At 66.2% G+C, this 12,787-nt stretch carries 15 protein-coding genes; 13 read left to right on the top strand and 2 right to left on the bottom strand.

The annotated features are described in order from the left end of the window. The first annotated feature begins 4 nt into the window (after positions 1-4). The 6 genes from ETC07_RS11170 to hisD all read left to right on the top strand — a co-directional run bounded on the left by ETC07_RS11170 (position 5) and on the right by hisD (position 4,727). Positions 5-661, top strand: a complete 657-nt coding sequence (locus ETC07_RS11170) for an MlaC/ttg2D family ABC transporter substrate-binding protein (RefSeq protein WP_136248599.1) — start codon at positions 5-7, stop codon at positions 659-661. Then, positions 658-1,005: an STAS domain-containing protein gene (locus ETC07_RS11165; protein ID WP_136248598.1), complete on the top strand. Its 348-nt coding sequence runs from the start codon at positions 658-660 to the stop codon at positions 1,003-1,005. Before ETC07_RS11170 ends, ETC07_RS11165 begins: the two co-directional genes overlap by 4 nt. A 162-nt stretch (positions 1,006-1,167) precedes the next feature. Further along, the gene (locus tag ETC07_RS11160) at positions 1,168-1,422 is read left to right on the top strand and encodes a BolA family protein (protein WP_136248597.1); all 255 of its coding nucleotides are present in this window, start codon (positions 1,168-1,170) and stop codon (positions 1,420-1,422) included. A 13-nt stretch (positions 1,423-1,435) separates the two neighbouring features. Then, positions 1,436-2,698: a UDP-N-acetylglucosamine 1-carboxyvinyltransferase gene (gene murA / locus ETC07_RS11155; protein ID WP_136248596.1), complete on the top strand. Its 1,263-nt coding sequence runs from the start codon at positions 1,436-1,438 to the stop codon at positions 2,696-2,698. 19 nt (positions 2,699-2,717) lie between these two features. Continuing rightward, complete coding sequence (gene hisG, locus ETC07_RS11150) at positions 2,718-3,371, top strand: ATP phosphoribosyltransferase (protein ID WP_136248595.1); 654 nt, start codon at positions 2,718-2,720, stop codon at positions 3,369-3,371. A 33-nt stretch (positions 3,372-3,404) separates the two neighbouring features. Continuing rightward, positions 3,405-4,727, top strand: coding sequence for a histidinol dehydrogenase (hisD, locus tag ETC07_RS11145; RefSeq protein ID WP_136248594.1), 1,323 nt, complete (start codon positions 3,405-3,407; stop codon positions 4,725-4,727). A gap of 77 nt (positions 4,728-4,804) precedes the next feature. Here hisD and ETC07_RS11140 read toward each other — a convergent pair whose 3' ends face one another. Continuing rightward, complete coding sequence (locus ETC07_RS11140; protein WP_136248593.1) at positions 4,805-6,049, bottom strand: Do family serine endopeptidase; 1,245 nt, start codon at positions 6,047-6,049, stop codon at positions 4,805-4,807. Positions 6,050-6,148: 99 nt separating this feature from the next. Here ETC07_RS11140 and ETC07_RS11135 point away from each other — a divergent pair, with 99 nt between their 5' ends. Continuing rightward, positions 6,149-6,910 (top strand): Nif3-like dinuclear metal center hexameric protein, encoded by a 762-nt coding sequence (locus tag ETC07_RS11135; protein WP_136248592.1) that lies wholly within the window; start codon positions 6,149-6,151, stop codon positions 6,908-6,910. 76 nt (positions 6,911-6,986) lie between these two features. On the opposite strand, the gene ETC07_RS11130 is transcribed toward ETC07_RS11135, so the two are convergent. Further along, on the bottom strand, positions 6,987-7,397 hold the full coding sequence (locus tag ETC07_RS11130) for a Z-ring associated ZapG family protein (protein WP_168709215.1): 411 nt from the start codon (positions 7,395-7,397) through the stop codon (positions 6,987-6,989). Between the two features lie 204 nt (positions 7,398-7,601). On the opposite strand from ETC07_RS11130, the gene zapE reads away from it, so the two are divergent. The 6 genes from zapE to ETC07_RS11100 all read left to right on the top strand — a co-directional run bounded on the left by zapE (position 7,602) and on the right by ETC07_RS11100 (position 12,656). Further along, positions 7,602-8,759, top strand: a complete 1,158-nt coding sequence (zapE, locus tag ETC07_RS11125) for a cell division protein ZapE (RefSeq protein WP_240724628.1) — start codon at positions 7,602-7,604, stop codon at positions 8,757-8,759. Positions 8,760-8,987: 228 nt separating this feature from the next. Beyond that, entirely contained in the window at positions 8,988-9,416 is a 429-nt protein-coding gene (gene rplM, locus ETC07_RS11120) for a 50S ribosomal protein L13 (protein WP_136248589.1), read from the top strand. A gap of 13 nt (positions 9,417-9,429) precedes the next feature. Continuing rightward, positions 9,430-9,819 (top strand): 30S ribosomal protein S9, encoded by a 390-nt coding sequence (rpsI, locus tag ETC07_RS11115; protein ID WP_136248588.1) that lies wholly within the window; start codon positions 9,430-9,432, stop codon positions 9,817-9,819. 220 nt (positions 9,820-10,039) lie between these two features. Further along, positions 10,040-10,642: a ubiquinol-cytochrome c reductase iron-sulfur subunit gene (gene petA, locus ETC07_RS11110; RefSeq protein ID WP_136248587.1), complete on the top strand. Its 603-nt coding sequence runs from the start codon at positions 10,040-10,042 to the stop codon at positions 10,640-10,642. Continuing rightward, positions 10,642-11,904, top strand: coding sequence for a cytochrome b (locus ETC07_RS11105; RefSeq protein WP_136248586.1), 1,263 nt, complete (start codon positions 10,642-10,644; stop codon positions 11,902-11,904). Before petA ends, ETC07_RS11105 begins: the two co-directional genes overlap by 1 nt. After that, positions 11,901-12,656 (top strand): cytochrome c1, encoded by a 756-nt coding sequence (locus ETC07_RS11100; RefSeq protein WP_136248585.1) that lies wholly within the window; start codon positions 11,901-11,903, stop codon positions 12,654-12,656. The genes ETC07_RS11105 and ETC07_RS11100 overlap by 4 nt, the downstream gene beginning before the upstream one ends. The last annotated feature ends 131 nt before the right edge of the window (positions 12,657-12,787 follow it).

Genomic DNA, 12,787 nt, shown 5'->3' with positions numbered 1-12,787 from the left:
TCCGATGAATGTGAATGCAGTGACGCGGCCCCTGGCCGGCATGCTGATGGTCCTGGCGATGTGTCTGATGGCGCTGCCGGCGATCGCCCAGGCCAATACGCCCGAACGGCTCATCCGCGACAGCGTCGACGAGCTGATGGGTGACATCGAGGGCCGCCGCGACTACTACCGCGAGCATCCCGGTGAGCTGGAAGGCGTCGTCGATGGCAGCCTCGAGCAGATCGCCGATTTTCGCTACATCGGCGCCAGCGTCATGGGTCGCTATTTCCGTAATGCCTCCCCGTCGCAGCGCTCGCGCTTCGCCGAGACTTTCCGTCAGACGCTGATCGATACCTACGCCAAGGGTCTGGTGACCTTCGACTACCAGGAGATCCGTGTCCTCGATAACCAGGAGTCCTCGCGTTACGAGGATCAGGCCAGCGTGGAGATGGAGGTGGTGGCAAGCGACGGCACGGTCTATCCGGTGAGCTATTCGCTGCGCCTGGACGATGATCGCTGGAAGGTCGTCAACGTCATCGTCAATGGCATCAACCTGGGGCTGACCTTCCGCAACCAGTTCGATCAGGCCATGCGCGACCAGGGTCGCGACTACGATGCCGTGATCGATGGCTGGGCCCCGGAGCTCGCCGTCGAGGAGCTGGAGCAGGGCGACGAGGGATGAAGGTGCTGTTGGATAATGGCGCCAATCGCCTGGAGGTCGATGGCGAGACGCTGTCGGTCTCCGGCGAGATCGACTTCGCCAGCGCGGCGGCGTTCGCCGCCGCCGGCAAGCGTTGGCTCACCGGCCTGGAGGAAGGCTCCCGTGTGGTCTTCGATCTCGCCGGGGTGGCGGGGGTCAGCAGCGCGGCGATCAGCGTGCTGCTGGAATGGAGCCGACAGAGCCGCGACAACCGGCTCGAACTCGCGGCGGTGCGGCTCTCCGCATCGCTGTCGCGTCTCACCGAGGTCGCCGGTCTCGATGACCTGCTGCCGGTCGAGGCCTCCGCCGAGCCCGCCGGCGCATAGGGGCGCGGGGCGTTGTTCGCCCCGCGCGTCTTTCTTGTGCCTCCTTTCCCTCCGCGCCCGTCGCCAACGGCGTCGCTTTTCATTACCATGGCGGTCTTTTCGTCTCGCTATCGCGTCGCGGTGGTGGGTTACACGGATCAACCATTTTCTAGCGAGGGTTCGATGCTTCCTACAGAGGTCAAGGCGCTGCTCGAGAGCCGGCTCGATGGCTGCGAATTCCATATCCAGGGTGAGGGCTGCGACTTCCAGGTGGTCGCCGTCGGCGAGGTCTTCGCGACGCTGTCTCGCGTCAAGCGCCAGCAGCTGATCTACGGCGCGCTGTCCGACGAGATCGCGTCCGGCGCCCTGCATGCCGTGACCATCAAGACCTATACGCCCGAACAGTGGCAGGATGCCGCCGAGAACAAGGGGGCCTGAGGCTCGAGGTAACATGGACAAGCTGATCATTACCGGTAACGGCCCCGTCGATGGCGAGGTCTGGGCCAGCGGCGCCAAGAATGCCGCCCTGCCGATTCTCTGCGCGACCCTGCTGGCCGATGAGCCAGTGACCATCGGCAACCTGCCGCATCTGCAGGACATCACCACCAGCCTTGAACTGCTCGGCCACATGGGTGTGCAGCCGGTGATGGGCGATCACATGAGCATCCAGCTCAACGGCGCCCAGGTGACGGACTGTCATGCGCCCTATGAGCTGGTCAAGAAGATGCGCGCCTCGATCCTGGTGCTGGGCCCGTTGCTGGCGCACTTCGGCGAAGCCGATGTGTCGCTGCCGGGGGGCTGTGCCATCGGCTCGCGGCCGGTCGATCTGCATATCCGTGGCCTCGAGGCCATGGGCGCCGAGATTCGTGTCGAGGGTGGCTACATCCGCGCCCGGGTCGATGGCCGCCTCAAGGGCGCGACCATCTTCTTCGATACCGTCACCGTCACCGGCACCGAGAACCTGCTGATGGCGGCGGCGCTGGCCGAAGGCACCACGGTGCTCGAGAACGCCGCCCGTGAGCCGGAGGTGGTCGACCTGGCCGAGTGCCTGATCAAGATGGGCGCGCAGATCCGCGGCCACGGCACCGATACCATCGTCATCGAGGGCGTCGAGCGACTCCACGGTGCCACGCACGACGTGATGCCCGACCGCATCGAGACCGGCACCTTCCTGGTGGCCGCGGCGCTGTCGCGGGGACGGGTGAAGGTGCGCAACACCCGCGCCGACATCCTCGAGGCGGTGCTGGCCAAGCTCGAGGAGGCCGGGGCGAACGTGACCACCGGCGAGGGCTGGATCGCGTTGGACATGCAGGGTCGGCGTCCTCAGGCGGTCAACGTGCGCACCGCACCCTATCCGGCCTTTCCCACCGACATGCAGGCCCAGTTCGTGGCCATGAATGCCGTGGCCGAGGGCACCGCGCGGGTGGTCGAGACGATCTTCGAGAATCGTTTCATGCACGTCCAGGAACTCAATCGCATGGGCGCGAGCATCGCGCTCGAAGGCAACACCGCGGTGATCACCGGGGTCGAGAGCCTGTCCGGTGCGCCGGTCATGGCGACCGATCTGCGTGCCTCGGCGTCGCTGGTCATCGCGGCGATGATGGCCGAGGGCGAGACGCTGGTCGATCGCATCTACCACATCGATCGCGGCTACGAGTGCATCGAAGAAAAACTGCAGCTGCTGGGTGCCAAGATCCGGCGCATTCCGGGCTGAGCCGACGACAGGCGAGACCATGAGCAAGCAACTGATTCTGGCCCTCTCCAAGGGCCGCATTCTCGACGAGACCCTGCCGCTGCTGGCCGAGGCCGGTATCACGCCCGCCGAGGACCTGGGGGCCAGCCGCAAGCTCTTGTTCGACACTAACCTGCCGGACGTCAAGCTGGTGGTGATCCGTGCCACCGACGTGCCGACTTACGTACAGCTCGGCGCCGCCGATGTGGGCGTGGCGGGCAAGGACGTGCTGCTCGAGCACGGGGCCGAAGGCTTCTACGAGCCGCTGGACCTGGGCATCGCCGAGTGCAAGCTGATGACGGCGGGGGTGAGGGGAGCCGAGCCGTCCCATGCTCGGCGCCGCGTGGCCACCAAGTTCGTCAACGTGGCCAAGCGCTACTACGCCGAACAGGGCATCCAGGCCGAGGTGATCAAGCTCTACGGCGCCATGGAGCTGGCGCCGCTGATGAACCTGGCGGACGAGATCGTCGACATCGTCGACACCGGTAGCACCTTGCGGGCCAACGGCATGGAGCCGCGCGAGCTGATCGCGCCGATCTCCACGCGTCTGGTGGTCAACAAGGCGGCCATGACCATGAAGCACGACCGCCTCAAGCCGCTGATCGCGCGCCTGCGCGAAGCGGTCGAGCGGCGCAGTGCCGACGTCTCGGCCTGAGCGGCCGTCACCCCCGAGAGGAGAGCAACCGTCATGACTGAAGCGTCCGCCGCACGTCTCGAGATCGCGCGTCTGTCGACCGCCGACGCCGACTTCGAGGCGCGCCTCGATGCCCTGCTGGCCTGGGACGGGGTCTCCGACGACGAGATTCAGCGACGCGTCGGCGAGATCCTCGAGGCCGTGAAGACCCGGGGGGATGCCGCCCTGGTCGAGACCAGCAATCGCTTCGATCGTCTTTCGGTGTCGAGCATGGCCGAGCTGACCCTGGGGGCCGAGCGTCTGCGCCTGGCCTTCGAGGGCCTGCCCGCGGATCAGCGCGAGGCGCTGACCGTCGCCGCCGAGCGCGTGCGTCGCTACCACGAGCATCAGAAGCCCGAGTCCTGGTCCTACACCGAGACCGATGGCACCGTCCTCGGCCAGCAGGTGGCCCCGCTGGATCGGGCCGGCATCTATGTGCCCGGCGGCAAGGCTGCCTATCCCTCCTCGGTGCTGATGAACGCGTTGCCGGCTCATGTGGCCGGCGTCGGCGAGATCGTCATGGTGGTACCGACGCCGGATGGCGTGCTCAACGAGCTGGTGCTGGCCGCCGCTCACCTGGCCGGCGTCGATCATGTCTTCACCATCGGCGGCGCTCAGGCAGTAGCCGCGCTGGCCTACGGTACCGAGAGCGTGCCGCGGGTGGACAAGATCGTCGGGCCCGGCAACATCTATGTGGCCACCGCCAAGCGGGCGGTGTTCGGTCAGGTCGGCATCGACATGATCGCGGGGCCATCGGAGATCCTGGCGGTCTCCGACGGTGGCACCGATGCGGATTGGCTGGCCATGGATCTATTCTCCCAGGCCGAGCATGACGAGGACGCGCAGGCGATCCTGGTCAGCTGGGATGACGACCACCTGGAAGCGGTCGGTGAGGCGATGGCACGCCTGCTGCCGACCATGGAGCGCGAGGCGATCATCCGCACCTCGCTGGCCGAGCGCGGTGCGCTGATCCGCTGTCGCGATCGCGATGAGGCGGTGGCGTTGATCAACCGTATCGCGCCGGAGCACTTGGAACTGTCGGTGGATTCGCCGGAGGCCTGGCTGCCCGAGGTGCGCCATGCCGGTGCCATCTTCATGGGGCGCCACACCGCCGAGGCGTTGGGCGACTATTGTGCCGGCCCCAATCACGTGCTGCCGACCTCCGGCACGGCGCGCTTCTCCTCGCCGCTGGGGGTCTATGACTTCCAGAAGCGTTCTTCGTTGATCGGTTGTTCCGCCGCGGGAGCCTCGACGCTGGGACGGACGGCCTCGGTGCTGGCGCGCGGGGAGTCGCTGACCGCCCATGCCCGAAGTGCCGAGTATCGCATCCGCGACTGAGCGCGTTCATCAGGCGTGACAACGACCGCGGCCCCGTCATCGACGGGGCCGCGGTCGTTTCGGCAGGCGGTTGGTGTTCAGGGCGACTCGGGCTTCTCGACGGACAGCGGGCGTGAGGGGGTCGGGCGTTCGGACACCTGCAGGGTGACCTCGCGGGTGTCGCCGCCTCGCACCATCGTCACCGGCAGCTCGGTGCCGGGATCGACATTGGCGATGTCGCTCATGGTCTGGCGTGGGTCGAGGATGGGCCGGCCGTCCACCTCGAGCAGCACATCGCCGGGCTGCAGGCCGGCTTCATCGGCCGGGCCACCCGGAACCACGCCGGCGATGACCACCCCGGTGGGGGCTTCGAGGCCGAAGGAGGCGGCGAGTTCGGGATTGAGCTCCTGGGCCTCGACACCCAGCCAGCCGCGTACCACCCGCCCCTGGGTGACGATCTGCTCGAGGATGCTGCGCACCAGGTTGACCGGGATGGCGAAGCCGATGCCCTGGGAGCCGCCGGAGCGCGAGAAGATGGCGGTGTTGATGCCGACCAGCGCGCCCTCGGGGTTGATCAGGGCGCCGCCGGAGTTGCCGGGGTTGATCGCGGCGTCGGTCTGGATGAAGTCCTCGTAGGCATTGAGGCCCAGGTGGCTGCGGCCGGTAGCGCTGATGATGCCCATGGTCACGGTCTGGCCGACGCCGAAGGGGTTGCCGATGGCGAGTGCCACATCGCCGATCGCCGCCTGGTTGGAGTCGGAAAGCTCGATGACCGGCAAGTCGTCCAGGTCGATGCGCAGCACCGCCAGGTCGCTTTCGGGGTCGGTGCCGATGACCTCGGCCAGGGTCTCGCGGCCGTCGCGTAGGGCGACTTGTATCTGGTCGGCGCCACGGATCACGTGGTGGTTGGTCAGTACATAGCCGTCCTCGCTGACGATGACCCCCGACCCCAGGCTCGACAGCATGCGCTGGCGGCGCGGTGCGTCATCACCGAAGAACTGGCGGAAGAAGGGGTCGGACATCAGCGGGTGGCTGTCGCGCTCGACGACTCGCGAGGAATAGACGTTGACCACCGCGGGTGCCGCCTGTTCCACGGCACTCGAATAGCTCGCCGGGCCCTCGCCACGTTCCATCGGCGGCGCCTCGCGCAGGCTGGGGGCGGGCCGGTCGACCGGTTCGGCGCTCGGCGTCGCCTGCGGCGTCGTGGGGGCCGGCACGCTCGGCGTGTCGACGGCGGGCGGCGTGGCCTGCTGGCCGACCAGTCGCGGAAAGGCGTTGAGCAGTGCGATGGCCAGCAACAGGCCGATCAGGATGGGCCAGAGGTAGGGGAGGGCGCGTCGCATGCGGCGGGCTTCCTTCTGGTACGTGGTCGCGAGTGACGGGGAGGGAGTTTAGAATGCCGAGGATTGTAACATTGCATGCGAGAACCGTCCGGAGGCTTCATGACGACATCCACGGAATTGGTGGCGGCCTGCGATCGGCTGCTGTCACCGGCGCGCTTCAAGGACTACACCCTCAACGGCCTGCAGGTCGAAGGCCGTGACCGAGTCATGCGGGTGATGAGTGGCGTCACCGCTTGCCAGGCGCTGCTCGACGAGGCGGTCGCCTGGCAGGCCGACCTGGTGCTGGTGCATCACGGCTACTTCTGGAAGAACGAGCCGGTCGCGGTCACCGGCATGAAACGGCGTCGCCTGGCGACCCTGCTGGGGCATGACATCGGCCTGTTGGCCTATCACTTGCCGCTGGATGCCCACGCCGAACTGGGCAACAACGCCGCATTGGGTGAGCGGTTGGGCTTCACTGCGGAAGGCTGTGCCGATGGTGAGCTCGGTGAGGGGCTGATCTGGCTCGGAAAGCCGTCGACGCCGATGAGCGCGGCGGGCTTGGCCGAGCATGTCGGCGCGCGGCTGGCGCGGACGCCGATGTGGATCGAGGCGCCGCAGGGTGGCGAGATTCGGCGCGTGGCCTGGTGCACCGGCGGTGCTCAGGACATGATCGCCGAGGCTGCGGCAGCCGGCGCCGATGCCTTCATCTCCGGGGAGATCTCGGAGCGCACCACGCATCTGGCCCGGGAACTGGGCATTCACTACCTGGCGGCGGGGCATCATGCCACCGAGCGTTACGGTGTCCAGGCGCTGGGCGAGCGGCTCGCCGCGGAATTCGGTGTCGAGCACCGTTTCGTGGATATCGACAACCCCGCCTGAGACCGCGGGCCTTGAGACGCCGCCCGTTGGCTATCGAACCGCGGGCGGCGTGTTCGCTCTACGGGCGGGTGAGGCTTCAGTAGCGCGGCGGCTGAGGTGTATCGGCATCGTTTGACTTGAGGCCGAAGTCCTCCGACAGGGTGCCGCGGTTGCCGTCGGCGTAGTCGCGAGGCATGGCGACGTGGCTGTCGTCGGCGTCGTCCGCGGCGCCGAGATCCGGCCGTCGCGGAGCCTCGGCGTTGAGGCGGGTGGTGGCTTCGTCGACCTCCGCGTTCAGCGTCCTGGTGACCTGGCCGAGACGCTCGAAGTGTTCATCGACGCCGGCACGTAGCTCGGCCAGCTGGCGGTCGCGTTCGGCCAGACGTTGGCGCAAGGCCTGGGCGTTGCGCGCGCCGGCATTCATCAGGTGATAGCCCAGCACGCCGAGGCCGATCCCGGCCAGCAGGCACGCAGCGCCCAGCATCCAGTTGATATTGCTTAGTTCCACATCGTTCTCCTGAGCGGTCGATCGGCGCGGCGTCGGCAGCCGGCTCCATGCCGGTCTGGCCGGCGCGACCATTATAGGGGCGAGGCAGACGCCGGGGTCAACGGCCGAGGGGCGATGCCAAGTGTCTTCGCGGCGCGTATAATCCCTTTCTTTCACCGGATGCCGAGGACCATCGCCCCCATGTCCATGAGCGAGCGTCACAGGATGCCGACTGCCGCCGCACCCTCCACGCCGATGGGCCGCTACCGCGCCGATCTTGAGCGTGCCGACTTCGCCTTCGATCCCGCCCAGGAGCGGGCCGTGGCGCACCTGCAGGATCTTTACGATGCCTTGCTGGCCCATCCGCGCACGAGCGCTCGGCCGGAGCCGTCGGGCAAGGGCCTGAAGTCGCGCATGGCGGGGTTGTTCGGCAGGCGCAGCGAGCCCGATACGGTGGCGGTGCCCGAGGTCAGCGGGCTCTACTTCTGGGGCGGCGTGGGGCGTGGCAAGACCTACCTGGTGGATACCTTCTTCGAGTCGTTGCCGTTTGCCGAGAAGATGCGCACCCACTTCCACCGCTTCATGCAGCGGGTGCACAGCGAGCTGGAACACTACCAGGGCGAGAAGAACCCGCTGCTGCTGGTGGCCGACAAGTTCGCCGATGAGGCGCGGGTGATCTGCTTCGATGAATTCTTCGTCAAGGACATCACCGATGCGATGATCCTGGCCAACCTGCTCGAGGCGTTGTTCGCTCGGGGCGTGGTGCTGGTGGCGACTTCGAACATCGTGCCGGCCGAGCTCTACAAGGACGGCCTGCAGCGTTCGCGCTTCCTGCCGGCGATCGATCTTCTCGAGCGGCATTGCAAGGTCGTCAATGTCGATTCCGGCATCGACTATCGGCTGCGTGCCCTGGAGCGTGCCGAGATCTTCCATGCGCCCCTGGACGCGGCTGCCGAGGCCGAGCTGGCGCGCAGTTTTCGCGAGATCGCCGGCCACGAGGGCGAGGCCGCGGCGCCCATCGAGATCAACCATCGCGTGTTGCATAGTCGCCGGCTGCACGACGATGTGGTGTGGTTCGATTTCGCCGAGCTGTGCGACGGGCCGCGCAGCCAGAACGACTACATCGAGCTGGCGCGCGAGTACCACAGCGTGCTGGTCTCCGGCGTGCCCTGCATGGACGGGGCGAGCGACGATCAGGCGCGGCGCTTCATCAACATGGTCGACGAGTTCTACGATCGTGGCGTCAAGCTGCTGATGTCCGCCGAGGCACCCGCCGAACGGCTCTATCATGACGGCAAGCTCGAGTTCGAGTTCCAGCGGACCCTGTCACGGTTGCAGGAGATGCAGTCGCATGAGTACCTGGCGCTGCCACACAAGCCGTGACCCGGCCTTCGGGCAGGTAGCGGTAAGCCTGAGGCAGGCTCAAAGGGGCTGGATTCGGGCCATGGAGCCGGCATGCTGTCCTCTGGCCGGCATTGCCTTGTAGGCCGGGGGCATGTAGAATTCGCGCGCTTGACCGTTGTCGCCTCCGGGCGGCAACCAAGAAAAATAGGGATGGTCCGAGCCGCCGAGGCGGGGAGGGACCCAACACATCGATTTGGTGATTCACCCATGAAGACGTTCACTGCCAAGCCGCAGTCCGTCCAGCGCGACTGGTACGTCGTCGACGCTGCGGACAAGACTCTGGGCCGTTTGTCCACCGAGATCGCTCGCCGCCTGCGTGGCAAGCACAAGCCGGAATACACCCCGCACGTTGACACCGGCGACTACATCGTCGTGATCAACGCCGAGAAGGTGAAGGTCACCGGCAACAAGACCAGCGCCAAGACCTACTATCGCCACACCGGTTACCCGGGTGGCCTGCGCTCCATGAGCTTCGAGAAGATGATCGCTCATGCACCGGAGCGCGTCATCGAATCCGCGGTCAAGGGCATGCTCCCGAAGGGCCCGCTGGGTCGTGCCATGTACGGCAAGCTCAAGGTCTACGCTGGCACCGAGCATCCGCACGCCGCCCAGCAGCCGCAAGAACTGAACATCTGAGGGAGCTTTCGCCATGACACAGCAGTATTACGGTACCGGTCGCCGCAAGACTTCGACCGCTCGCGTTTTCATGAAGCCGGGCACCGGCAAGATCACCGTCAACAACCGTGAGCTGGACGAGTTCTTCGGCCGTGTCACCGGTCGTATGGTGGTTCGTCAGCCGCTCGAGCTGACCGAGACGCTCGAGCAGTTCGACGTCTACGTGACCGTCAAGGGCGGCGGCGGCAGCGCCCAGGCCGGCGCCATCCGTCACGGCATCACCCGTGCCCTGATGCAATACAACGAAGACTTCCGCAAGCCGCTGCGTGATGCCGGCTACGTCACTCGTGACGCCCGTGAAGTCGAGCGTAAGAAGATCGGTCTGCGCAAGGCCCGTCGTCGTCCGCAGTTCTCCAAGCGCTGATCTGCGACGAGCCTCGTCGAGAACGCCCGGGTCCCAAGGACCCGGGCGTTTTTTTTGTGCGAGAGGAAAAAGTGGCGATCATAGCCGCGAGCGTTCATAGCCGTATGTTGTGCCGGCTGCCCCCTTTACCTACCATGAAGTGCATTCCTCGCCCGATGGTCGCGGTCCTGGTGGCCCGCACAGGGATGGTGGACACAACGCTGATGGGAGAACACCAATAATGACAGACAGCGGCGTGAACAAGGGGCGACGCCGTTTCCTGGTAGGCGCCACTTCTGTCGTCGGCGCCGTGGGAGCGGTCGGCGTCGCGGTTCCCTTCGTGGCCTCTTGGCGCCCTAGTGCGCGGGCCCGGGCCGCCGGAGCGCCGGTTCGGGCGGACATCTCCAAGCTCGAGCCCGGCCAGCGGATGATCGTCGAATGGCGAGGGCGCCCGGTATGGATCCTTCATCGCACGCCCGACATGGTCGAGCGTACCCAGGCGCTGGGCGGCGAGATACTGGCCGACCCCGGCTCCGAGGAGCCTCAGCAGCCTGACTATGCCGCCGGGCCGATGCGGGCCATTCGCCCTGCGATCGGGGTGCTGGTCGGTATCTGCACGCATCTGGGTTGCTCGCCGCTGTTCAAGCCGGACCCCGGGGCCGAGGATGTCGGTGCCGAGGATTGGCCGGGAGGCTTCTTCTGTCCTTGCCATGGGTCACGCTTCGACCTGGCGGGCCGCGTCTTCGTCAATGTGCCGGCGGCGCCACTGAACCTCGAGGTGCCCCCGTATCGCTTCGAGAACGACGACGTCATCGTCGTCGGTGAGGATGAGGAGACGGCCTGATGGCGAATCCCGACAAGCCCAAGGCGGGGCGTGGCGTCATGCGCTGGGTCGACGAGCGCTTCCCGGCCACCCGGATGTGGCAGGAGCATCTGTCGCGCTATTACGCGCCGAAGAATTTCAACTTCTGGTACTTCTTCGGCTCCCTGGCGATGCTGGTGTTGGTCAATCAGCTCCTCACCGGTCTCTGGCTGACCATGAGCTTCAACCCTTCCGCCGAGGGGGCCTTCGCCTCGGTGGAATACATCATGCGCGACGTCGAATGGGGCTGGCTGATCCGCTACATGCACTCCACCGGCGCCTCGGCCTTCTTCGTGGTGGTCTACCTGCACATGTTCCGTGGCCTGCTCTATGGCTCCTACAAGGCGCCGCGGGAGCTGGTGTGGGTCTTCGGCATGGCGCTCTATCTGGCGCTGATGGCCGAAGCCTTCATGGGCTACCTGCTGCCCTGGGGGCAGATGTCCTACTGGGGGGCGCAGGTGATCATCTCGCTGTTCTCCGCGATTCCCGGCATCGGCCCGGATCTGGCGCAGTGGATCCGCGGCGACTACCTGATCTCCGGGATCACCCTGAATCGCTTCTTCGCCCTGCATGTGGTGGCGCTACCGATCGTGATCCTGGCGCTGGTGGTGCTGCACATCATCGCGCTGCATGAGGTGGGTTCCAACAATCCCGATGGCATCGAGATCAAGGACAAGAAGGACGAGCAGGGCAAGCCGCTCGATGGCATTCCCTTCCATCCCTACTACGTGGTCAAGGATCTCGTCGGCGTGGCGGTCTTCCTGTTCGTGTTCTGTGCGGTGCTCTTCTATTTCCCCGAAGGCGGGGGGTACTTCCTCGAGACGCCGAACTTCGAGCCGGCCAATCCGATGCAGACGCCGGACCATATCGCGCCGGTCTGGTACTTCACGCCCTTCTACGCGATTCTGCGGGCCATCAACTTCTCGCTGTTCGGTCTCGACGCCAAGTTCCTCGGCGTGATGTGCATGGGGGCGGCGATTGCGTTGCTGTTCGTGCTGCCCTGGCTGGACCGCAGCGCGGTGCGCTCCATCCGCTACAAGGGCTGGTGTTCCCGGCTCATGCTGACACTGTTCGCGATCAGCTTCGTCGTGCTGGGCGTGCTGGGCGTGCTGCCGCCGACCGCCGAGCGCACCGCGCTGGCTCAGCTGTGTGCCGTGCTGTACTTCGCCTTCTTCCTGTTGATGCCGTTCTATAGCCGTTGGGAGAAGACCAAACCCGTTCCGGAAAGGGTGACTGGCCGATGAAAATGCGACTGCTGGCCCTGCTCCTGGTGTTGCTGCCGACATTCGGATTCGCCGCCGGCGGTGGGGCACAGCTGCAGGAGATGGCCCCGGATCTGCACGACCGGGCCTCGTTGCAGCGTGGCATGAAGCTCTTCGTCAACTACTGCATGGGCTGCCATTCCCTGCAGTACCAGCGCTTCTCGCGGGCGGCGGAGGACCTTGGCATGCCGCGCGACCTGGTGGAGGAGAACCTCATCTTCGCCTCCTCGCAGGGCTTCAACGATCCGATGGATAACGCCATGTCGGCCGCCGACGGCGAGAGCTGGTTCGGCGCCCCCCCGCCGGACCTGACCCTGACGGCGCGGTTGCATGGTACCGACTGGCTCTACTCCTACCTGCTGGGTTTCTATCGTGATCCCTCGCGGCCTACCGGCGTCAACAATCGTGTCTTCCCGCTGGTCGCCATGCCCAACGTGCTGGAGCCGCTGCAGGGCGTGCAGGAGAAGGTCTGTGGCCCCGGCGAGGGTGCCGAGGCCAAGGCATCCGACGGCGAAGGGCATTCCTGCGAGACGCTGAAGGTGACGCAGGCGGGCAGCATGACGCCGGAGGAATTCGAGGGTGCGGCCTACGACCTGGCCAATTTCCTGGCCTATGTCGGTGAGCCTTCCCGGCTGAAAGCCGAGGCACTGGCGCCCAAGGTATTGATATTTTTGTTTATCTTCGGTGTCATCGCCTACCTGCTCAAGCGCGAGTACTGGCGCGATATTCACTGATCCGCCTGGCCGCGCGGGCGCAGGGTGTCGACCCTGCGCCCGCGTCGTGTCGAGGCAATCACCGGACGCCACACGACGCCCCGGGAGGCGGTGCGTCGTGTTATCATTCCGCCACGAACTGATGCGAGGGT

The organism is Halomonas borealis (assembly GCF_004798905.1).
In the GTDB taxonomy this organism is placed as follows: domain Bacteria; phylum Pseudomonadota; class Gammaproteobacteria; order Pseudomonadales; family Halomonadaceae; genus Halomonas; species Halomonas borealis.
The sequence above is the reverse complement of the archived record's forward strand: the minus strand, read 5'-3'. Positions and strand labels throughout refer to the sequence as shown.

What these genes read in the sequence shown, in the direction of transcription:
- ETC07_RS11165 (WP_136248598.1), top strand. Translation starts at nt 658, where the DNA reads ATGAAGGTGCTGTTGGATAATGGCGCCAATCGCCTGGAGGTCGATGGC.
- ETC07_RS11160 (WP_136248597.1), top strand. Translation starts at nt 1,168, where the DNA reads ATGCTTCCTACAGAGGTCAAGGCGCTGCTCGAGAGCCGGCTCGATGGC.
- ETC07_RS11170 (WP_136248599.1), top strand. Translation starts at nt 5, where the DNA reads ATGAATGTGAATGCAGTGACGCGGCCCCTGGCCGGCATGCTGATGGTC.
- murA (WP_136248596.1), top strand. Translation starts at nt 1,436, where the DNA reads ATGGACAAGCTGATCATTACCGGTAACGGCCCCGTCGATGGCGAGGTC.
- rplM (WP_136248589.1), top strand. Translation starts at nt 8,988, where the DNA reads ATGAAGACGTTCACTGCCAAGCCGCAGTCCGTCCAGCGCGACTGGTAC.
- ETC07_RS11105 (WP_136248586.1), top strand. Translation starts at nt 10,642, where the DNA reads ATGGCGAATCCCGACAAGCCCAAGGCGGGGCGTGGCGTCATGCGCTGG.
- ETC07_RS11100 (WP_136248585.1), top strand. Translation starts at nt 11,901, where the DNA reads ATGAAAATGCGACTGCTGGCCCTGCTCCTGGTGTTGCTGCCGACATTC.
- ETC07_RS11135 (WP_136248592.1), top strand. Translation starts at nt 6,149, where the DNA reads ATGACGACATCCACGGAATTGGTGGCGGCCTGCGATCGGCTGCTGTCA.
- ETC07_RS11140 (WP_136248593.1), bottom strand. Translation starts at nt 6,049, where the DNA reads ATGCGACGCGCCCTCCCCTACCTCTGGCCCATCCTGATCGGCCTGTTG.
- rpsI (WP_136248588.1), top strand. Translation starts at nt 9,430, where the DNA reads ATGACACAGCAGTATTACGGTACCGGTCGCCGCAAGACTTCGACCGCT.
- hisD (WP_136248594.1), top strand. Translation starts at nt 3,405, where the DNA reads ATGACTGAAGCGTCCGCCGCACGTCTCGAGATCGCGCGTCTGTCGACC.
- zapE (WP_240724628.1), top strand. Translation starts at nt 7,602, where the DNA reads ATGCCGACTGCCGCCGCACCCTCCACGCCGATGGGCCGCTACCGCGCC.
- petA (WP_136248587.1), top strand. Translation starts at nt 10,040, where the DNA reads ATGACAGACAGCGGCGTGAACAAGGGGCGACGCCGTTTCCTGGTAGGC.
- hisG (WP_136248595.1), top strand. Translation starts at nt 2,718, where the DNA reads ATGAGCAAGCAACTGATTCTGGCCCTCTCCAAGGGCCGCATTCTCGAC.